16 protein-coding genes are annotated in these 20,006 nt (G+C 70.9%); 6 read left to right on the top strand and 10 right to left on the bottom strand.

The features are described 5' to 3' along the window. Window positions 1–28: 28 nt before the first annotated feature. Window positions 29–2,548 carry an AAA family ATPase gene (locus BDW27_RS04385; protein WP_110048320.1) on the bottom strand — a complete coding sequence of 840 codons (2,520 nt, stop codon included), beginning with the start codon at window positions 2,546–2,548 and terminating at the stop codon, window positions 29–31. Between the two features lie 202 nt (window positions 2,549–2,750). Then, window positions 2,751–3,467 carry a ribonuclease HII gene (locus tag BDW27_RS04390; RefSeq protein WP_110048321.1) on the bottom strand — a complete coding sequence of 239 codons (717 nt, stop codon included), beginning with the start codon at window positions 3,465–3,467 and terminating at the stop codon, window positions 2,751–2,753. A 208-nt stretch (window positions 3,468–3,675) separates the two neighbouring features. On the opposite strand from BDW27_RS04390, the gene BDW27_RS04395 reads away from it, so the two are divergent. The 3 genes from BDW27_RS04395 to BDW27_RS04405 all read left to right on the top strand — a co-directional run bounded on the left by BDW27_RS04395 (window position 3,676) and on the right by BDW27_RS04405 (window position 5,407). After that, window positions 3,676–4,302 (top strand): DoxX family protein, encoded by a 627-nt coding sequence (locus BDW27_RS04395; RefSeq protein WP_110048445.1) that lies wholly within the window; start codon window positions 3,676–3,678, stop codon window positions 4,300–4,302. A gap of 74 nt (window positions 4,303–4,376) precedes the next feature. After that, window positions 4,377–5,033, top strand: a complete 657-nt coding sequence (locus tag BDW27_RS04400; RefSeq protein WP_017545270.1) for a hypothetical protein — start codon at window positions 4,377–4,379, stop codon at window positions 5,031–5,033. 167 nt (window positions 5,034–5,200) lie between these two features. Beyond that, complete coding sequence (locus BDW27_RS04405) at window positions 5,201–5,407, top strand: hypothetical protein (protein ID WP_110048322.1); 207 nt, start codon at window positions 5,201–5,203, stop codon at window positions 5,405–5,407. A gap of 110 nt (window positions 5,408–5,517) precedes the next feature. Here the strand turns inward: BDW27_RS04405 and BDW27_RS04410 are convergent, their stop codons facing one another. Together BDW27_RS04410 and BDW27_RS04415 are read right to left on the bottom strand one after the other, a co-directional pair. Beyond that, complete coding sequence (locus BDW27_RS04410; RefSeq protein ID WP_017545268.1) at window positions 5,518–6,987, bottom strand: SPFH domain-containing protein; 1,470 nt, start codon at window positions 6,985–6,987, stop codon at window positions 5,518–5,520. Next, the gene (locus tag BDW27_RS04415; protein ID WP_110048323.1) at window positions 6,988–8,784 is read right to left on the bottom strand and encodes an SPFH domain-containing protein; all 1,797 of its coding nucleotides are present in this window, start codon (window positions 8,782–8,784) and stop codon (window positions 6,988–6,990) included. 544 nt (window positions 8,785–9,328) lie between these two features. Between BDW27_RS04415 and BDW27_RS04420 the strand changes: the two genes are divergently transcribed. Next, window positions 9,329–9,634 carry a hypothetical protein gene (locus BDW27_RS04420; protein WP_110048324.1) on the top strand — a complete coding sequence of 102 codons (306 nt, stop codon included), beginning with the start codon at window positions 9,329–9,331 and terminating at the stop codon, window positions 9,632–9,634. Here BDW27_RS04420 and BDW27_RS04425 read toward each other — a convergent pair. From BDW27_RS04425 to nrdR, 3 genes are all read right to left on the bottom strand, one after another. Continuing rightward, the gene (locus BDW27_RS04425; RefSeq protein ID WP_049565779.1) at window positions 9,631–10,059 is read right to left on the bottom strand and encodes a CBS domain-containing protein; all 429 of its coding nucleotides are present in this window, start codon (window positions 10,057–10,059) and stop codon (window positions 9,631–9,633) included. The genes BDW27_RS04420 and BDW27_RS04425 overlap by 4 nt on opposite strands. Window positions 10,060–10,177: 118 nt before the next feature. Next, window positions 10,178–12,922 carry a vitamin B12-dependent ribonucleotide reductase gene (locus tag BDW27_RS04430; protein ID WP_110048446.1) on the bottom strand — a complete coding sequence of 915 codons (2,745 nt, stop codon included), beginning with the start codon at window positions 12,920–12,922 and terminating at the stop codon, window positions 10,178–10,180. A 128-nt stretch (window positions 12,923–13,050) separates the two neighbouring features. After that, window positions 13,051–13,527, bottom strand: coding sequence for a transcriptional regulator NrdR (gene nrdR / locus BDW27_RS04435; protein WP_017545263.1), 477 nt, complete (start codon window positions 13,525–13,527; stop codon window positions 13,051–13,053). Window positions 13,528–14,135: 608 nt separating this feature from the next. Here nrdR and lexA point away from each other — a divergent pair. Then, entirely contained in the window at window positions 14,136–14,864 is a 729-nt protein-coding gene (gene lexA, locus BDW27_RS04440) for a transcriptional repressor LexA (protein ID WP_110048325.1), read from the top strand. Window positions 14,865–14,913: 49 nt separating this feature from the next. Next, window positions 14,914–16,005, top strand: a complete 1,092-nt coding sequence (locus BDW27_RS04445) for a S9 family peptidase (protein ID WP_233515632.1) — start codon at window positions 14,914–14,916, stop codon at window positions 16,003–16,005. Window positions 16,006–16,020: 15 nt separating this feature from the next. Here BDW27_RS04445 and BDW27_RS04450 read toward each other — a convergent pair whose 3' ends face one another. The 3 genes from BDW27_RS04450 to leuS all read right to left on the bottom strand — a co-directional run bounded on the left by BDW27_RS04450 (window position 16,021) and on the right by leuS (window position 19,884). Beyond that, the gene (locus tag BDW27_RS04450; protein ID WP_110048327.1) at window positions 16,021–16,692 is read right to left on the bottom strand and encodes a hypothetical protein; all 672 of its coding nucleotides are present in this window, start codon (window positions 16,690–16,692) and stop codon (window positions 16,021–16,023) included. Continuing rightward, on the bottom strand, window positions 16,689–17,306 hold the full coding sequence (locus BDW27_RS04455) for a hypothetical protein (RefSeq protein ID WP_370446421.1): 618 nt from the start codon (window positions 17,304–17,306) through the stop codon (window positions 16,689–16,691). The genes BDW27_RS04450 and BDW27_RS04455 overlap by 4 nt, the downstream gene beginning before the upstream one ends. A gap of 82 nt (window positions 17,307–17,388) precedes the next feature. Then, window positions 17,389–19,884, bottom strand: a complete 2,496-nt coding sequence (leuS, locus tag BDW27_RS04460; protein ID WP_110048329.1) for a leucine--tRNA ligase — start codon at window positions 19,882–19,884, stop codon at window positions 17,389–17,391. Window positions 19,885–20,006: the final 122 nt, after the last annotated feature.

Below are 20,006 nucleotides of genomic sequence, written 5' to 3' on the forward strand. Positions count from 1 at the left end.
ACAGTAGCAGGAGGGGGGTCGCGAATCCCTAGCTCTGCTGGGTCGCGTCGGAGTAGGCCCTGCGCACGTCCTCGCTGGTGACCACGGTCAGCTCGGCGGCGGTGGCCGACTCCCCCACTTCCTGGGAGACCCGCAGGTCACGGTGGGAGCAGGCGCGTTCGTACAGCGAACGCGCGAAGCGCCCGTTGCCCAGTTCGTCGATCCACCCGGTCCCGCACACGTGCGTGAAGATGCTGTGCAGGTCCTCACGCGCCGTGTCGTCGAAGGCGTCTCCGGTACGCGCCGCCACCGTGTCCGCGATCTCGGACAGCTCGTCCGGACTGTACGACGGGAACCGGACGCGCACGTTGAACCGGGAGGACAACCCGGCGTTGGAGGCCAGGAACCGCTCCATCTCGTCGGTGTAGCCCGCCAGGACCACCGCGAGCCGGTCGCGGTCGTCCTCGGCCCGCTTGAGCAGGGTCTGGATGGCCTCGGCCCCGAAGGCGTCGCCGCCGCTGTAACCGGGGTTGACCAGGGAGTAGGCCTCGTCGATGAACAGCACCCCGCCCAGGGCCCGGTCCACCAGGCGGTTGGTCTTGACGGCGGTCGCGCCCAGGTGCTCGCCGACCAGGTCCGCGCGCTGGGCCTCCACCACCTCGGAGCGGCCCAGCATGCCCAGGGCGGAGAAGACCCGGCCGAGCACGCGCGCGACCGTGGTCTTGCCCGTGCCCGGGGGCCCGGTGAAGACGAAGTGCCGCATCGGCGGCTGGTGCGGCAGCCCCTGCTCCTCGCGCAGACGCGCCACGCGCAGCTGCGCGACCAGGGACCGCACCTGTTCCTTGACCGGTTCCAGGCCGATCATCCCGTCGAGTTCGGCCATCGCCTCCTCCAGGCCCGGGGACTCCCCGAAGCCCGGAAGGCGCGAGGTGAGCTCGGAGTAGGCCGACTCGACGTCCACCGCGCGCACGGTGACCAGTGCGTCCGCGGTGGGGCGCAGGGCCGGCTCGTCCCCGTTGGTCCCCGAGGTGACCACGCGGACGTCGCGGGCCTGGGAGGCCTTCTCCACAACGGAGCGCGCGAAGCGGCCGTTGCCGAGTTCGTCGACGGCCTCGCGCTGCACGGTCTGGTCGAACCGCCGCCGCAGCGTCCGGGCGGCCTCGGGGTCCAGGAGGTCGCCGCGCTGGGCCACGAGGGCCTCGGCGATGCGGAACAGTTCGGCGGCGGAGTAGCTGGGGAAGCTGATGCGGGTGGCGAACCTGGATGCCAGGCCGGGGTTGGTGGCCAGGAAGGCGTCCATCTCCTTCTCGTACCCGGCGAGGATGACGACCAGCTGGTCGCGGTCGTCCTCGGCGCGCTTGAGCAGGGTCTGGACGGCCTCGTTGCCGAACCGGTCGGCCTGGCCGTCGCCCTCGTTGACCAGCGAGTAGGCCTCGTCGACGAACAGCACCCCGCCCAGGGCGCTGTCGATGAGCTCGTTGGTCTTGATGGCGGTGGCACCGAGGTACTCACCCACGAGGTCGGCGCGCTGGGCCTCCACCACCCGGGAACTGGGCAGGAGGCCGAAGGAGTGGAAGATCGTGGCGAGGGTGCGGGCGACGCTGGTCTTGCCGGTGCCGGGCGGCCCGGAGAAGACCAGGTGGCGCAGGGGGCGTTCCACGGAGAGCCCGGCGTCGGCGCGCAGCCGGGCGGCCTCGATGGAGGCGGCGATCCCCCGGACCTGCTGTTTGACCGGGTCGAGGCCGATCATGTCCTCCAGTTCGGCCAGGGCCACGTCCACGGGGACGGGTTCCTCCTCGCCGTCGGCACCGTGGTCGGCGGCGGCGCCCCGGTGCGGTGCGTCCGAGCCCCGACCGCGCAGCCCTTGGGCGGTCCGGCCCTCGGACCCGCCCGAGGCACCGTTCCGGTCCGATCTCCCGGAGGAGTTCCCCCGGGGCGCCTGGGCGTCACGTGGGCCCGGCCCGGATCTCGAAGTGCTGTTGCGGCGCTTCTCATCGTTCTCCCGGCTCTCCTTGGCCACCTGTCCTGAGGCGACCAGCCGCCACAGGAGGCAGGCCCCGGCCGCGGCGTAGAGCGCGGCGATCCCCGCACCGGCCGGGAAGGGTTCGACGATCATGCCGAACAGCGCCACGGAGAACCCGGCGACCAGCCCGGCAGTGAGCGAGAGCAGGGCGGTGTGCCAGGAGGGGAACTCGCGGGCGCGGCCCGCCGCGAGGACCACCAGGAGGGGCAGCGGCAGGACGAGCAGGGTGACGGGTTCGCCCCTGAGCGGGATCTGGAAGAGCGGCACGGCGATGGCCAGCCAGACCACCGAGACCACCACGGTGAGGAAGGCGTCGAGGGAACGCATCAGGGCGGAGAACGCCACCAGCGCCAGCAGGGTGCCGAACAGGACGTTGAGTACGGGCAGGCTCAGAACGAAAGCCGCGACCGCGACCACGGTGAGCACGACCAGGGCCGCCACCAGGCGCCGTCCGAGGGGCACCCGGTGGTAGACGGCGCGCATGCGGTCCAGTCCCGAGACGCGGTTCGGCTGCGCGGCGGCGGTGGAGCGCGTCTCGCGCGTCATCCGTAGCCCCTTCCTGCGTGGGGGTCGCGTGGGCGGCCCGGGGGCGGGCCGGGTCGGAGGGGCCGACACCCGCGATCCGGACATGAGCCGGGTCGTCTTCCTCTGGGCCGTGCTCGGCGGGCACGGCCCAGGAACAGCCTTGCCCCAAGTGGGGCCGGATGTCCAGTGCGGGGCGCCGTGTCGCGGGCCGCCCCGGCAAGGATCAGAGCAGCGGGATCTGGCCTCCGGGGGCGGCGCGGACCCGGCGCAGGTGGCTCCATCGGGGCAGGTCGTCGAGGTAGGACCAGCTCATGCGGTGCTGCGGGGTGGGTCCGTGCTCGGCCAGGTTCGCCCGGTGCACGGGCGAGGGATAGCCCGCCGCCCTCTCGAACCCGTAGCCGGGATGTTCCTCGGCGAGCTCGGCCATGAGGGCGTCGCGCCGCACCTTGGCCAGGATGGCGGCTGCGGCCACGCTCACGCAGGTGAGGTCGCCCTTGACCTGGGTGCGCACGCGCCAGGGCCGACCGATGAAGTCGTGGCGGCCGTCCAGGATCACCGCGTCGGGACGGGGTTCCAGTGCCTCCAGGGCGCGGCGGGCGGCCCGGTGCAGGGCCTCGGTCATGCCGACCTCGTCGATCTCGGTCGCCTCGGACCACCCGAAGGCGTGGTCGGCGACCCAGGGTTCGATCTGGGCGGCGAGCTCGCGGCGCCGTTTGGGGGTCAGGCGTTTGGAGTCGGTGAGTCCGGCCGGGGGCTCGCCCTCTCCGGGGACGGCGGCGCAGACCAGGAGGGGCCCGGCCCAGGCGCCTCGGCCCACCTCGTCCACACCGGCCACCACCCGCGCGCCCGAGGCACGGAGTTCGTCCTCGACCTCGAAGGTGGGAGCGGGGATCGGTTCGCTCTCGGGGGGGCTGTTCTTCTGGGGAGTCGTCGTCGGCACGCCACAACCCTAGAGCGGGTGGGTGACCTTCCGGGCCGGTTCGGCCGAGGAACGGGACAGGCGCGGGGAGAACCACCGGGCGGCAGGGGACGGCCAATCCGGTGGGTTTTGTGCGACTCACCGAGAGTGACACCCAGTCATGAGCCGTGACTTTCGGTAGTTTCCGCTTGTTGGAAACGCCGTGCCGGGCCGCCCGGGAGGAATGGACATGCAGCAGACCAGGCCGAGAACACGGCCCGTACCCCCACCGCGCCTCCCGGCCCGCCCCACCCCGAAGCGGCGGACCGCGCCACCGTTCCTGCGCGGCCGCCTCTACGACGTCATCGCGGCCGGCACCCGCGTGGGTGTGGGCTGGGTGTTCGCTGAGTACGGCCTGGCCCTGCGCGGCCGGGAGGACGTGATCGCCGAACGCCTCTCCGGAGCCGGGACACCCGCCGCCGCGTTGGTCGCCCCCGTACTCCCCGCGGTGCTCGTCGCCCTCTCGGTGGCCTTCGCCGTGGGTCTGCTCACATGGCTCACCGGCCCGCTCCTGGCCCTGGCAGCCGTCGCCGGGACGCTCGCCGCGACGGCCGCTGCCCCCTCCCCGTTCGGCTCCTGGGGAGCGACGGCGCTGGTCACGGCGGTGTGCGTACTCATGGCGGTCGGCGGAGGACGGTGGTCGTGGGACCACCTGGTCCTCTCACCCCGCTCCCGGGGGTCCCACCAGGTCCGACGCCGAGCCCCGTCCCTCGCGCGGGGGAAAGCTCCCGCCTTTTCACCCCGTCGCCCCGAACACGCCCCGCCTCTGCTCTATCCTGTGGAACAGGCCGCACCGCGTAGGCCGAATCGACTGTGACGCGGCCCGTTCGAGCCCCTCGGCCGCCCATCGGGCCCGCGTCGCCGTGACCCGGATTCGATGGAAGGATCGCCATGTCCGCCTCAGCTTCGGGCCCGACCCCTGACGGGTCCGTGGCCAAGCTGATCGAGATCGCCGAGAAGCCGACGCTGGGCCAGCGACTGATCAGCTGGGCCTCCCGTCCGCCCGGCCGCCTCTACATCCCCGCGTGCGCGGTGATCGGACTCGTCCTGCTCTTCGAGGACAGCATGCCCGCCGGGCACCTGCCCACCTTCGTCGTCGGACTCGGCGGCGGCCTCCTCCTGGCCGGGATGGGGGCGCTCCGTCTGGGAATCGCACTGGCGGTCGCCCGACCGATGATCCGCCACTACTGGCTGCGCTGGATCTCCGCCCCGCTCATCGCGTTCGTGGCGCTGAGTCTGGCCGTCGCCGACGTGCCCCTCCAGACCCGTGTGCAGGCCTCCTCCGAACAGCTCCTCGAACTGCGCGACGAGGTGGCCGACCCCACGACCATCCCCCGCAACGGGGAGTGGACCGGCCTGTACGCGCTGCGGAGCGTGTCGGTGGCCGACGACGTCACCCACTACGAGGTGGAGAAGGCCGGACTCCTCAAACCCGCGGGACTGGCGCACAGCACCGAGGAGATCCCTGTGGGGGTCTTCGTTCCCGGCCAGGGCTCGCGGATCTACGAACACGTCTCCGGTGACTGGTACGTCTGGGTGGACCACTAGGGGGCTGGCCGTCCGCCGGAACGGACGGTCCCCCGACCACCTCTTTACTCGGCGCTGTCCCGCTCCAACCTGACTCTCACCCTCGACGTGTAGACATGGGTCCGTCCCCCGGGAGACACCCTCACGGTTCTCCCCCACGGCAGTCTCGCTACCCGAGAAGAGGACCCATGCGCGAGTTCGCGCTCACCCTTCACCTGCGTCTGCACGACTCCCTCACCGCGCTGCGCCGCGCCCACGCCGTCGGCGACGACGACCTGGCCACCGCCCAGGCCGGAGAGGTCGAGGACCTGGTGGAGATCGCCGCGCGGCACGGAATCGACATCGCCGGGTACGCGGGCCTGACCTCCCACCGGGCCCTGACCACGGCGAGCTGAGCCCGCACTCCCCCAGTACACACGCGAGGGCCCCGCCACCCGCCTGGATTCCAGGAGAGTGTCGGGGCCCCTTCGCGTTCCGCCGTTCCGTGCCGTCGGCCAGGTCGGGGTCAGCGCCCCCGACGACCTCCCTGACCGCTTCCGTAGCCCTCACCGCGCTCGAACTGCTGACGCATGGCGGTGTCCTGCTGGCTCTGGTACTCCTCGGCCATCTGCTGCTGACGGGCGGCGGCAGCGGCCACCGAACCCTGCACGCCGTCGAGGGCGTCCTGCGCGGCCGAGGCGCCCAGCGAGCGGGAGGACCCGCCACCGTTGTTGAGCACCTGCGGCAGCAGCTGGGCCGTGATCAGCGTGGACAGCGCCGAGCCGTCACCGGATCCGCCCTCGGTCTGGACGACGACCGGCCTCGGGGCCCGCTCGGCCAGCGCCGCGCCGACGTCCAGGCGGCGGCGGGCCAGCTCGTACTCCAGCACCGCCCGGTTGTCCCGGTAGGCGGTGGCCAGGCGGTGCTGCGCCTTGGCCTCGTTCTCGGCGGCGACCAGGTCGGCCCGGCCGCGCGTCTCGATCTCGTACCGCACCCGCTGGGCCTCGGTCTCCTGCTCCTCCAGCATCTGCGCCACGTCCTTGCGCGCCTTGTTGAGGGAGGCGTTGACCTCGACGATCTTGGCGTCGCGGGTCTTCTTGGAGCGCTCGATGTCCATGAGCAGAGTGTCGATGCGACGCTTGCGGGTGAGCTCCCACTCCTGCTCATAGGCCACCAGCTCCTTGGCGACCCGCTCCCGGGTCGCCAGGTGCTGCTGGTACTGGCTGGGAAGCTGCACGTCCGGAATGTTGCAGCCCGTGATGGTCACGCCGTACTTGTGCAGCTGCGTGTTGAGCAGGCTGCGCATGTCCTCGACGTTGGAACCGCGCAGGTCGTACGCGGACTCGGTGTTGACCATGCGGCTGCGCTGGCGGATGGCGTCCTGCACCGCGCTGGACAGCACCAGGTCGAAGTTGCTCGCACCGATCGAGGTGACGAACCGGTACGGCTCCTCGATCCGGAACTTCAGGAAGAACTCGATCGACTTCAGCGGCACGTTCTCCCGCGTGGGGCAGGCCAGCACGGGGGCCGTGTACGGGATCTCCGTGCGGGTGTCCACCACGAAGTCCACGCGCGACCACGGGTGCCACAGGTAGTGGCGGCCCGGGCCGATGCTCTTGGCGAAGGCGCCGTACTTGGTGAGGATGCCGGTGGTGCCCTCCTCGATCTCCACGATCGAACCGCGCCACCACCACAGGCCCGCCGCGAGCACGCTGAGCACGCCGACGAACAGGGTCGGCACGGCCAGAGCGCCGTAGGCGAAACCGGCCACGCCGCTGCCGAACGCGACGTTCAGCGACATCATCAGGGCGGAACTGATCGCGAACAGGCCGAACCAGACCAGGATGGTCCAGCGCAGGCCCCGGTTGTCGCGCGGTATGACCACGGGAACGATCGCGCCCTGGTCGCCGCCGCGCAGCAGACCGGCGAGGTCGCCCCACGAGGCCAGGGACTCCTTGATGTTGGAGCCGCCGCCGGGGTTGAAGGACTCACTCATCTACTGACCTCCCGGGTACTGGCCCTCGGAACCGCCCTGCGACCACGGGGGCGGCGGCGGGTCCTGCGGGTTCTGGAACGGAGCGCCGGAGGGCGGCGGGGAGTCGGCCGGGGCCTGACCGGCGGACGGCTCCGGTGCGGCTTCGGAGATGCGCTCGTCGAGGGAATCGTCGCTCACCGACTGGCGGATCTCCTCCACCAGGTCCACGCCGGGGTCCTCCGCCGAGGGGCCGCGGCGCTCGTCCGCCTCGTCCTCCACGAGCGCGCTGATCTCCTGCTGGCGCTCGGAGATACGGGCGTTGATCGCGCCCAGACGCTCACGGATCGCGGCCATGTCCTCGTCGGAGAACAGGGCGGCGTCGGTCTGGCCGATGATCTCCTGCGCGATCCGCAGGTAGTCGACGCTGGCGCCGTCTCCCGAACCGATCCGCAGCACCTGCGGGAGGCTGTCGGCGACGGACTCCAGCTTGTCGAGGAGGTTCTCCCGGAACCGGTAGTTGAGGATCTCGGGGGCCTCGGCGGCGCTGACCGCGCGGATGTCCAGGGCCTGGGCCTGGAGGAGCGCGGCGTTCGCGTTGGCCTCGGACTCGGCCTCCACGAAGCGCTGCCGGGCGGTGGCGCGGGCCCGGTTGGTCTCGCGCTCCAGGGCGGTGTCCATCTGGGCCTGGTACTGGGCGATGTCGGCCTGGATCGCGGAGAGCGTCTCGTTGAGGGTGGCGAGCTCCTTGTTCAGGTCACCCTCGTTCTGCTCCTTGCGCAGCTGGAGCTCGTACTCGAAGGTGTACGCGTCCTTGGCCACACGCACCATCTCCGGCGCCGCCAGGTCCATCCGGTACTCCTGGCTGGAGGGCTCGGCGTGGGTGATGTTGGCGCTGGTCAGGACGACGATGCCGCCGAACTGGCGGTTCAGGGAGTCCAGGAGCGCCTGGGTGCTCTCGCCGACCATGTCGTAGATCGCCGAGGCCTCCTGCTCGTAGATGAGGCTGCGGGTGGTCTCGCTGATGGCGTTGTTGAGCTTCTCCTGGAAGCCGGGCACACCACCCAGCGTGTAGACGAAGTCGGTGGCGTTCTCGATCTTGAACTGCACGAAGAGGTCGACCGAAGCCTGCACGCCGCTCTTGGTGGGGGCCGAGCGGATCGGGGCGTTGAACGGGTACTCGCGCGTGGTGTTGACGATGTAGGAGACGCGCTTCCAGGGGTTGAACAGGGTGACCCTGCCCGGCTGGTAGAGGTTCTCCATCTTCCCGAACCGCGTCACGATGGCCTGGCAGCCCTCCGGAACCATGACCATGCCCTGGCGCCACCACATGAAGGCGGTGACGGCGATGGTGATGATCCAGTAGTGGACGCCGAAGAAGGGGTTGAGCAGCGGGTTGGCGCCGCTGACCATCGCCGTGGCGGCGGAGGTCGAGAAACCGACGACACCGATGACGAGCAGGGCGATGGCCGGCAGCATCGTCACGAAGGTGCGTCCCCGGGGGATGACCATCGGGCAGATGACGTGGACGGGGCCGCCCCCGCCGCGCTCGTAGTAGCTGCGGTTGAGGGCCTCGCCCGCGTTGCTCAGCGAGGTGGTCTTCTGCTCGATCCGGGTGTCGACGGAGGCGCCCTGCTCCCGTGCCGCGACGAAGTCACGGGGATCGAGGCCGCCCTCCGTACTCTTCCCGGACCGCTGGCCGGAGTCCTGTCCGGTCATCTGGCCCGCGGCCTGTTGGACTGCGTCGGTCATGGCCTGGCGCGGGTCGCCCCCCTGGGCGACGGCGCCGGCCGCGCCGCGCACCGTTTGCGCGAACGACATAGGCATGCACTTCCTTGTGACGGAACGTCGGGAACTATCGGCTTCGACGTCGCGTACCGCGACCTGGTTCCAGGTCGGGGCGGGTTCGTTTCAGGACAAACCGGTAGTGGTCAGCCCCCAGCTTGACACGGGGGCCAGCCGAAACCCATGGGTGTGTCCCGAGCGTGACGCGGAATCAGCCGCTCGGTGATCCGGGGCCGCCAATGCGTGCCGGATGGCGCGGCCCCGGGTGCGGGGCTAGGGTGGGTTTTCGGATGCTTCGCCGGTGGCGACTCCGCCGCCACCGATGCGGGCGGCCGCCTGCCCTGCTGTGTTCCTGCTACGCAGGCTCCGCTGTCTCGTGCGGCGGGGGCTGCCCCGGGGTTGGCTGTCCGAGCTTCATCTGCCGGGGCCAGAGGCAACCTGGTGGTAACGCGGCCATCGCGCCGCAGGCGTCCGTTGAGGGTGGTGGCGGGCGACGAAGAGGGTCCACACCGCGCCGCAGGCGTCCGAAACCACACCCCAGCCTCGTCATGACCGCATCGCACCGAACGGGGAGTTCTCCATGCCCGCAGTACCCAGTGCCGTCCTGACCACCGCCGGTCTGATCGGCGGCTACTCGGTGGCGCGCGCCACCGGAAACCGGCCCCTGGGCGGCGCGGTCCTGGCCGGTTTCGGCGCGGCGGCCTTCGAGACCACCCGCCGAAGCTCCGGTCTGGGCACCGCCGTCGCGCTGACCGGCGTGTACGTGGCCGCCTTCGGCCTGTCGCACCCGCTGGCGAAGAAGGTCGGCTCGTGGCCCGCCGTCCTGGGGGTGACCGCCGCGACCGCCGCCGTCGCCGTGGCCTCCAGCGACCGCTCCGAGCCCTAACGGCCGTGGATGTAGGCCTCCAGCTGGGCCCGGTCGTCCTCCAGACCCCGTAGACGGCTCTTGACGAGGTCGCCGATGCTGACGATCCCGGCCAGGCGTCCCTCGGCGGTCACGGGGACGTGCCGGAACCGCCGCACGGTCATGTGTTCGCTGACCTCCTCGACGGTGTCGTCGGGGGTGCAGGTGACGACGTCGGAGGTCATGATGTCGGAGACGGGGGCGGACATCAGCTCCGGCCCCCGGCGCTCCAGGTGCCGGACCACGTCGCGCTCGGAGACGATCCCGACGAGGGTGTCGTTCTCGGCGACCACGACGGCGCCGACGTTGTGACGGGCGAGTTCGGTGAGCAGTCGGGCGACGGTCGCCTCGGGGGCGACGCTCACCACCTCCGGGCCCTTCGCCCGCAGGATCGCGGCTATCAGCATGGGAACCACCTTCCACTGGCCGTCGCCGGGTGCCGAAGGGGTACCCGTTCCCGGCCCCGCCAACCAAAGGTGTGGACCACCCGCGGGCGGGCTCCCTCCGGAACCCGGCCCCCGGGAGTCAGCTGCACCCGCTGGTGGCGCCACAGCCCTCACAGGCGAAGCAGCTGCCCGCGGGGCGCATCCTGGTCCCGCAGGTGGTGCACAGCGGGGCGTCGGCCATGAACCCCTCGTCGGGGGCCGCCCGTTCGGGGCGCTCCTCCCGCGCAGGCGCCTCGGCGGAGGCCGCGGACTGCGCGTAAGACTCCACCTGAACGGCGGCCTGGGCCGGGTCCTCCCCGTGGACCCGGGCCTCCCGCTCCGAGGCGGACAGCACCCCCAAGGCGGCCCGCTCCTCGTGGGGCAGGTGGTCCAGGGCGAGGCGGCGGAAGATGTAGTCCACCACCGACTGCGCCATACGGATGTCCGGGTCGTCCGTCATGCCCGCCGGGTCGAAGCGCATGTTGGTGAACTTCTCCACGTAGGTCTCCAGCGGCACCCCGTACTGGAGTGCGATGGAGACCGCGATGGAGAAGGCGTCCATCACCCCCGCCAGGGTGGAGCCCTGTTTGCCGAGCTTCAGGAACACCTCGCCGAGCCCGCTGTCCGGGTAGGAGCCCGCGGTGATGTACCCCTCGGCGCCGCCCACGGAGAACGACGTGGTCTCGCTCGGCCGCTTCTTGGGCAGTCGCCGCCGCACCGGCTTCGACGCGTCCTCGGCTTCCGCGGCGGAGGCCGACAACGGCTGGCCCACCTTGCAGTTGTCCCGGTAGACGGCCAGGGCCTTGAGCCCGAGGCGCCAGCCCTCGTAGTAGATCTCCTCGAAGTCGGCGACCGTGGCTCCCTCCGGCACGTTCACCGTCTTGGAGATCGCCCCCGAGAGGAACGGCTGGGTGGCGGCCATCATGCGCACGTGCCCCATGGGCTCGATGTACCGGCGCCCCATGGCGCAGTCGAACACCTCGTAGTGCTCCCGTCGGAGACCGGGAGCGTCCACCACGTGCCCGTGTTCGGCCACGTGGTCGACGATCGGCTCGATCTGCTCGCCCTGGTAGCCCAGGTTCCGCAGCGCCCGGGGGATCGCCTGGTTCACGATCCGCATGGACCCGCCGCCGACCAGCTTCTTGTACTTGACCAGCGAGAAGTCCGGCTCGATCCCGGTCGTGTCGCAGTCCATCATGAACCCGATCGTCCCGGTGGGGGCGAGAAGGCTCGCCTGGGCGTTGCGCCAGCCGTTGCGTTCGCCGACCTCCAGGCACCGCTCCCACTCCCTGGTGGCGGCCGCGTGGACGGGCTCCTCCAGTGCGCCGACGGTGCGCAGGCCGTCGTTGGCCGCCGCGTGCTTGCGCATGACGCGCTCGTGGGCGCTCTGGTTGCGCCCGTATCCGTCGTAGGGGCCGACCACACCGGCCAGTTCGGCGCTTCGGCGGTAGGCGGCAGCGGTCATCAAAGAGGTGACGGCGGCGGCCACGGCCCGTCCGCCCTCGGAGTCGTAGGCGTGGCCGGTGGCCATCAGCAGCGCGCCCAGGTTCGCGTACCCGATCCCCAACTGCCGGTAGGCGCGGGTGGTCTCACCGATCCTCTCCGTGGGGAAGTCCGCGAAGGTGATGGAGATGTCCATCGCGGTGATCACGAGTTCGGTGAGCCGGGTGAACCCCTCGACGTCGAACGTGTCGTCCTCGCGCAGGAACTTCAGCAGGTTGATCGAGGCCAGGTTGCAGGACGAGTCGTCCAGACTGAGGTACTCGCTGCAGGGATTGCTCGCGCTGATGCGGCCGGTCTCGGGGTTGGTGTGCCAGTCCTGGATGGTGCCGTCGTACTGGATGCCCGGGTCGGCGCACTCCCACGCGGCGGCGGCCATGCTGTGGAAGAGCTCCTTGGCGTCGACGGTGGCGATGACCTCGCCCGTGGTGCGGGAGGTCAGACCGAACTCGGAGCCGGTCTCCACCGCGCGCATGAACGCGTCGGACACGCGGACGGAGTTGTTGGCGTTCTGGTACTGGACGCTGAACATGTCGTCGCCGCCCAGATCGACGTCGAAGCCCGCGTCGCGCAGCGCGCGGATCTTGTGCTCCTCGCGCGCCTTCGTCCCGACGAACTCCTCAATGTCGGGGTGGTCCACGTCGAGCACCACCATCTTGGCCGCGCGACGGGTGGCGCCGCCGGACTTGATGGTCCCGGCGGAGGCGTCCGCGCCGCGCATGAAGGAGACCGGGCCCGAAGCGGAGCCCCCGGAGGACAGCAGCTCCCGACTGGAGCGGATGCGCGACAGGTTCACCCCCGCGCCGGAGCCGCCCTTGAAGATCAGCCCCTCCTCCTTGTACCACTCCAGGATCGACTCCATCGTGTCCTCCACGGAGAGGATGAAGCACGCGGAGACCTGGGCCTTCGAGGTGGTGCCGACGTTGAACCAGACCGGGGAGTTGAAACTGAAGAGCTGGTGGGCCAGGGCGTACTTGAGTTCGTGGTCGAAGACCTCGGCGTCCTGGTCGGAGGCGAAGTAGCCGTGCTCGCGGCCGGTACTCGTGTAGACGCCGACGACGCGGTCGATGAGCTGTCTGAGGCTCGACTCGCGTTCCGGGGTGCCCACGGCCCCCCGGAAGTACTTGCTCGCCACGATCTGGGTGGCGTTCACCGACCAGGTGACGGGGAACTCGACGCCGTGCTGCTCGAAGTTGACGGTGCCGTCGCGCCAGTTGGTCATGACGACGTCGCGGAGTTCCCATTCGAGGGTGTCGTACGGATGGACGCCCTCGGTGGTGTTGACTCGGCCGATCGTCAGGCCCTTGCCCCCGCGCCTGGTCGTGCCGTTCGTCCTTCGCGTCATGGCGACCCCTCCCCGAAGGTCATGCGCGGACCCGGCGGTGACCGCGCGGACGTTCATGTGTGTTCGGGGTGGTGCGGAAGGCACGGTCTCTGCCCGGCTCTCCGCCCACCATGCGGCGGCCTCCGGGGTTACCCGGTGGTGTCGACCGCGGGTTCTCCCTCGCGGTCCTCCCGCAGGCTCGCGATCTCGGCCTCGAAGTCGGCGAGGCTCTCGAACCCACGGTAGACGCTCGCGAAGTGCAGGTAGGCGACCTCGTCCAGGTCACGCATGGGGCCCAGGATGGCCAGGCCGATCTCGTGGGCGGGCACCTCGGCCACGCCCCGGCCGCGGATCTCCTCCTCGACCTGCTGGCCGAGTTTGGCGAGGGCGTCCTCGGAGACGGGACGGCCCTGGCAGGCGCGGCGTACCCCGGCGATGATCTTGGTGCGGCTGAAGGGTTCGGTGACCCCGGACCGCTTGGCCACCATCAGCAGGACGGTCTCCTGGGTGGTGAAGCGCCGCTCGCAGACGGGGCAGGTCCTGCGGCGCCGGATGGCCGCGCCGTCGTCGGTGGACCTGCTGTCGATCACCCTGGTGTCCGGATGACGGCAGAACGGACAGTGCATCCCGGTTCACCTGGCTTTCCTGTACCCGACCAACAACCCTGGAGGTCTACTTAACCACAACTTATTGACCACAGCCCCCATGTCAACACCAGATGTTGTGGTCGAACCTAGGCGTTGGGGCGGACACCCGCAACCCTGCCGACGGCGTGTCCCCAAACCCGGAACAGGGGCGGCCAAGGAACGGGGTTCGAGGAGGTGGAAACGGGGATGCGCGGCTCCGGGAGACGAATCCAAGGATAAGGGGGCGCGGGCGCGCGGCTCGACGCCCGCCACGCCTCGGCGCCGACCGAATTCCCCCCTCTCCTGTCAGCACGGAGTGGCGGCGGGGCACGGCGAGACGAACCCCATACCGGAGCGCGCATTCCACGGACAACGGCCACGGCGAGCGTGTACACACATAAGTCCGGGCCACCGGAAATCGGGACGCGAAAACACAATGCGAAATCCGTGCGCGCCCTCGTCCACACGTTCTCGAACGCTTGTTTGATATCACCGTGTGCAACGACTAAAGTTGACCTTGATTTCACACCGGCTTCGCCGTCCGGTCCGCGTGGCCGATCCGGCCACACACAGGCCCTGACCGAACCGAACACCGAGGAGGCCCGGCCGTGCCGGAGGAGAACCCCGGAGCCGTCGGCTCCGGACCCACCACCGTTCTTTCGCCCGTGGACCCGGGCCCGCCCGGGTCCGACACCCCCAAGCTCACCGCACGTCAGCAGAGTGTCCTCAACTGCATCCAGCGGTACGTCCGGGAACGGGGTTACCCGCCGTCCATCCGGGAGATCGGCGACACGGTCGGCCTGTCCAGCCCCTCCAGCGTGGCGCACCAGCTCAAGGTGCTCCAGCGCAAGGGTTACCTGCACCGGGACCAGAACCGGCCGCGCGCCGTGGAGCTGCGCACCCCGGGCCGTGAGGCCTCCCAGACCCTCACCCAGGAGGAGCTCACCGCCGACTCCACCAGGGCGGCCTCGGTGCCGCTGGTCGGCCGGATCGCGGCCGGTGGCCCGATCCTGGCCGAGGAGGCCGTGGAGGACGTCCTGGCGCTGCCGCGTCAGCTGGTCGGCGAGGGCCGCCTGTTCATGCTCACCGTGGTCGGCGACTCCATGATCGACGCCGCGATCACCGACGGCGACCTGGTGGTGGTCCGTCAGCAGCAGACCGCCGAGAACGGTGACATCGTCGCGGCGATGCTGGACGACGAGGCCACCGTCAAGGTGCTGCGGCGGGAGCCGGACGGGCACGTGTGGCTGATGCCGCGCAACGACGCCTACGAGCCCATCCAGGGTGACGAGGCCACCATCCTCGGCAAGGTCGTCACGGTCATGCGCCGGGTCTGAGCCCAGGTCCCGGAGCCGGGGGTGGTGGGCGTGCCGATACGCTGAGGGCGTGTCGACACCTGCCTCCGCCCCCGTGTCCCCTTCCCCGAGCCGACCGCGCACTGCCCTGGCCGCGGCCCTGGTCGCCGGGGCCCTGCTGGTCTCCGCGTGTACGCCCAGCGACGGTGACGGCCCCGCGCTACCGGGTGCCGCCGGGCAGGAGCGCGAGGTCTCCTTCGAGGGTGGCGGTTTCACCGTGCCCGGCACCTTCACCGCTCCCTCCGGCGCCGGCGAGGGCTCCGTCCCGGGGGTGCTCATCGTCTCCGGCAGCGGCCCCACCGACCGGGACGGCAACGGCGCCGCGCGACCGGACGCCAACACCAACCTGAACCTCGCCCGGGTGCTGAGCGGTGCGGGCGCCGCTTCGCTGCGCTACGACAAGTTCGGCAGCGCCGATCCGGCCGACATGAGCGCGGCCGAGGAGGAGGCTCTCGACCAGCCGGTCGACCCCCTCGTCTTCGACCGGCAGATGGCCGCCGCCTACACGGAGCTGGTCTCCCAGCCCGAGGTGGACCCCGAGCGCACGGTCATCCTCGGCCACAGTGAGGGCGCCCTGTTCGCGCTGCGCGCCCACGAACTCCTCGACGCCGAACCCGCACTGGTGCTGGCCGCTCCGCCGGGCACCCGCATGCTGGATCTCATCGACCGCCAGGTGTCCGAGCAGATCCGCACCGCCGAGGCCCAGGGCGGTGTCGGCGAGGTGACCGCCGCGCGCATGCTCTCGGACCTGCGGGCGGGCCGGGCCGCCGTGCGCGCGGGCGGGGAGCTGCCCGAGAGCGACACCACGGGGCTGTTCGACGAGAACAGTGCGGACTACCTGACCTGGATCGACTCCTTCGACCCCGTGGAGCTGGCCGAGGGCCTGCCCGGGGACACCCCGGTACTGGTCCTGTGGGGCGACCAGGACGCCCAGGTGAACGAGGAGGAGGTCGACCGGCTCATGACCGGTCTGGACGGCGCCGAGCGGGTGGACCTGTCCGGGGTGGACCACATCCTGCGCGAGTACGACGACACCCCGGGGGCCGCCGCCCTCGACGCGGACCGTGCCTTCTCCCCCGACGTCACCCCGGCGCTGGAGCGGTTCCTCGACGGTCTCTGGTAGCCGACCCGGGAGCCGCTAGTCGTCCGCGGGCGCGGGCAGCTCTTCGACGACGGCGCGGGCGAGGATCTCGGCCTCCTCGGCGGCGGCCACACCGTCCATGGAACCGATCGCGTCGTAGTCTGTGGCGGCCGTGTAGCAGGACTCCACGTACAGGTTGGAGACCCGCACACCCACGCAGCCCACCTCGAAGGCACCCTCCTCGACCCAGGTGAGGGCCTCGTCCCCAAGGCCCTCCACGGGCTGGGCGTCGCTCTCACCGGCGGTGGAGCGCAGGGTTTCGGCGGCGGTCTCCGGGCCTGCCTCGACCGGGGCGGCGACCAGGACGAGGGTGGCGGCGGAGGGCACGGAGGCCCCCGCTCCCTCGGTAGTGGCCCAGCGACACTGCCACCCGGCCCCGAAGGGGTCCTGGGCGCTGCCGACGGTCTCCTCGATCTCCCTCTCGTAGCCGGGCACCAGCTCCTCCAGGGCCTCGGTCTCACCGGTCCCGCACTCGGGCGCGGCCTCGAACTCGCCCAGTTCCACGTCGTCCCGCAGCAGGAACCAGACAAGCCACGCGGCGAGCGCCAGCACGGCCACGACCAGGACGACGAGGAGGGTGACGGCCAGTCCCCGGCTCTGCGGCGGGGTGGTTCCGGGGTCCTCCGGCTGCCCGAAGGCGGGTGGGGGCCCGGGGTGGGGGGTGCTCACAGGGCCTCTCCCAGTTGTTCGGCGAAGGCCACGACGGTCTCCTGGGCGCGGTCGTAGGACATGGGGTCGTCCTCGTCCATGGCGCTGTAGGAGACGCGGACCAGCAGGTTGTCGCTGTGGAAGGCGAGTTCGGCGGTGCCGGGGACCTGGCCGCGCCAGACCTCGGCCTCGGCGCCGGTTCCCAGGGCCACGGAACGACCGCGAGCCGGGGCCATGGCGGTCTGGGCCCGGGCTGCGGACTCGTCACCGGTCACGGCCGGTTCGGCGGAGGCGTCGGTGAAGCGCGCGGACAGATCGACCCGCAGGACCCCCTGCTCCTCGGCGTCGAGTCCGGCGGTGGTCCACACGCAGGAGGTGCTCTCACCGCCCGCGAGGGGGCCGCCGTCGTCCGATTCCAGGACGGCACCGGGCAGCGCCTCGGCTATGGCCTCCTCCGGGACCACGCCGCACGGTGGCGCCGTGGTGTGGGCGTCACCGCCACGGGGTTGGTCCGGGTCTTTCCCCGTGAGCCAGAGACCGCCTCCGACAGCGGCGGCGGAGACCGCCACCGTGCCCGTCACCACGATCGCCGCCCGCACCCAGGGTCTGGGTCCGGAACCTGTCGCAGATCCCACCCGGCCACCGCCTCCCCATCAGTTGTCACGCCCAAGGTAGAGGGCGGTGGCCGCCACCGCGACCACCGCCCCGTGCGACGGATCAACCGACGACGATGTTCACCAGCTTGGGTGCGCGGACGATCACCTTGCGCACGGTCTTGTCACCGATGAAGCTCTGGGCCTTCTCCGAGGCCAGGGCCAGGCGCTCCAGCTCGGCGGCGTCGATGTCGGGGGACACCGAGAGCTTGTCGCGGACCTTGCTCTGCACCTGCACCACGCAGGTGACCGACTCCTGGACCAGCAGTTCCGGGTCGGCCTCGGGCCAGTTGCCGACGGCCACCGAGCCGCTGCGGCCCAGCTTCTCCCAGCCCTCCTCCGCGATGTAGGGCGCGAACAGGGACAGGGCGACGGCCACGAACTCGGCAGCCTCGCGGACGGCCGGGTCGGCGGCGCCGGGCCCGGAGTCGATCGCCTTGCGGGCGGCCGAGACCAGTTCCATGCAGCGGGCGATGGCGACGTTGAAGCGCTTGTCCTCGACCAGGGCCGTGATCTGGTCGATGGAGCGGTGCGTGAAGCGGCGCAGGTCGGTGTCGCCGGTGGAGGGGTCCGTTCCGGGAGCGCTGCCCGCACCGGCCTCACTCATCACCCGGTAGGCGCGGTTGAGGAACTTCTGCGCGGCGACCACGGACACGTCCGCCCAGTCCACGTCCTCCTCGGGCGGGGAGGCGAAGAGCATGGTCAGCCGGACCGCGTCCACACCGTAGGCGTCGATCTCCCTGCCCAGGTCCACGCCGTTGCCCAGCGACTTGGACATCGCCCGGCCCTCGTTGATGACCTGGCCCTGGTTGGTCAGACGGCGGAAGGGCTCGGTGAAGCCGACCATGCCCATGTCGTAGAGGACCTTGGTGAAGAAGCGCGCGTACATCAGGTGCAGCGTCGCGTGCTCCTTGCCGCCGATGTAGTGGTCGACGGGACCCCACTTGTTCACCTCCTCGGTGTCGAAGGGGGCCGTGTCCAGGTGCGAGGAGACGTAGCGCAGGAAGTACCAGGACGAGTCCACGAAGGTGTCCATGGTGTCGGTGTCGCGCTCGGCCGGACCGCCGCAGGACGGGCAGTCCACCTGCAGCCACTCCTTGGCGGCGGCCAGCGGGGAGATGCCCTTGGGGGCCAGCTCGGCGCCCTGGAGGTCGGGCAGGGTCACCGGCAGCTGCTCGTCGGGAACGGCCACCTCGCCGCAGGAGGGGCAGTGGACGATCGGGATCGGGGTGCCCCAGTAGCGCTGGCGGGACAGCAGCCAGTCGCGCAGGCGGAAGTTGACCGTGGCGTCGCCGGTGCCCCGCTCACGCAGGATGCCGATGATGCGCTCGATGGCGTCGGTCTTGGTCAGGCCGTCGAGGGGGCCGGAGTCGCGCAGGACGCCCTCGCCCGCGGTGGCGACGCCGGTCTCGGCGGGGTCGGCCTCACCGGTCTCGACCACGACCCGCACGGGCAGGTCGAAGGCGAGGGCGAAGTCGAGGTCGCGCTGGTCGTGGGCGGGCACCGCCATGACGGCGCCGTGGCCGTATCCGGCCAGAACGTAGTCGGCGGCCCAGACGGGCATGCGCTCGCCGTTGACCGGGTTGATCGCGTAACGGCCCAGGAACACTCCGGTCTTGGGGCGCTCGGTGGTCTGGCGTTCGATGTCGGAGAGCTTGGCGACCTCGGAACGGTAGTCCTCGAAGGCCTCGCGCTGCTCGGGCGCGCACAGCTCAGCGGCCAGGTCGGCGTCGGCGGCCACCACGAAGAAGGTGGCGCCGTAGAGGGTGTCGGGCCGGGTCGTGTAGACGGTGACCGGCTCGTCGCGGCCCTCGATCTCGAAGCGCACGTCGGCGCCGGTGGAGCGGCCGATCCAGTTGCGCTGCATAGCCAGGATCTCGTCCGGCCAGCGGCCGCCGTCCAGCTGGTCCATGTCGTCCAGCAGGCGCTGGGCGTAGTCGGTGATCTTGAAGTACCACTGGTTGAGGGCGCGGCGCTCGACGTCGGCGCCGCAGCGCTCACATTTGCCCTGCACGACCTGCTCGTTGGCGAGCACCGTCTGGTCCTGGGGGCACCAGTTGACCAGGCCGTCCTTGCGGTAGGCCAGCCCGCGTTCGAAGAAGCGGGTGAACAGCCACTGGTTCCACTTGTAGTACTCGGGGTCACTGGTGTGCAGGCGGTGCGACCAGTCCAGGGCCAGGCCGTAGCGGCGCATCGAGGAGGCCTGGGTCTCGATGTTGGCGTACGTCCACTTGTAGGGGTGGTCGTTGTTCTTGATGGCCGCGTTCTCGGCGGGCAGGCCGAAGGAGTCCCAGCCGACCGGGTGCAGGACGTTGTCGCCGCGCTGGAAGCGGTAGCGGCCGATCACGTCACCGATGGCGTAGGCCTCCGCGTGGCCCATGTGCAGGTCACCGGAGGGGTAGGAGAACATGTCGACGATGTACGAGCGGGGGCGGGTGTCCCCCGGGTCCGTGTCGGCCTCGAACGGAAGCTCGGCGGCCCAGCGCGCCTGCCACTTGTCCTGGAGGGCGCGGGCGTCGTAGGTGTCGCCCGTCGTCTGGTCGCCGTCTACCGCTGTCATCGCTGAGTGTTCCTTAGCCGGTTCTGGGTGTGTTGCCTTCAGGTTAGCGGCTGCGGTACACGGCCGAAGACCGGTTTCCCGCCGTCCGGGCCGGGACCCCGAACAGGGCTGGCCTCACGGAG

Source organism: Nocardiopsis sp. L17-MgMaSL7 (assembly GCF_003182025.1).
GTDB lineage: Bacteria > Actinomycetota > Actinomycetes > Streptosporangiales > Streptosporangiaceae > Nocardiopsis > Nocardiopsis prasina.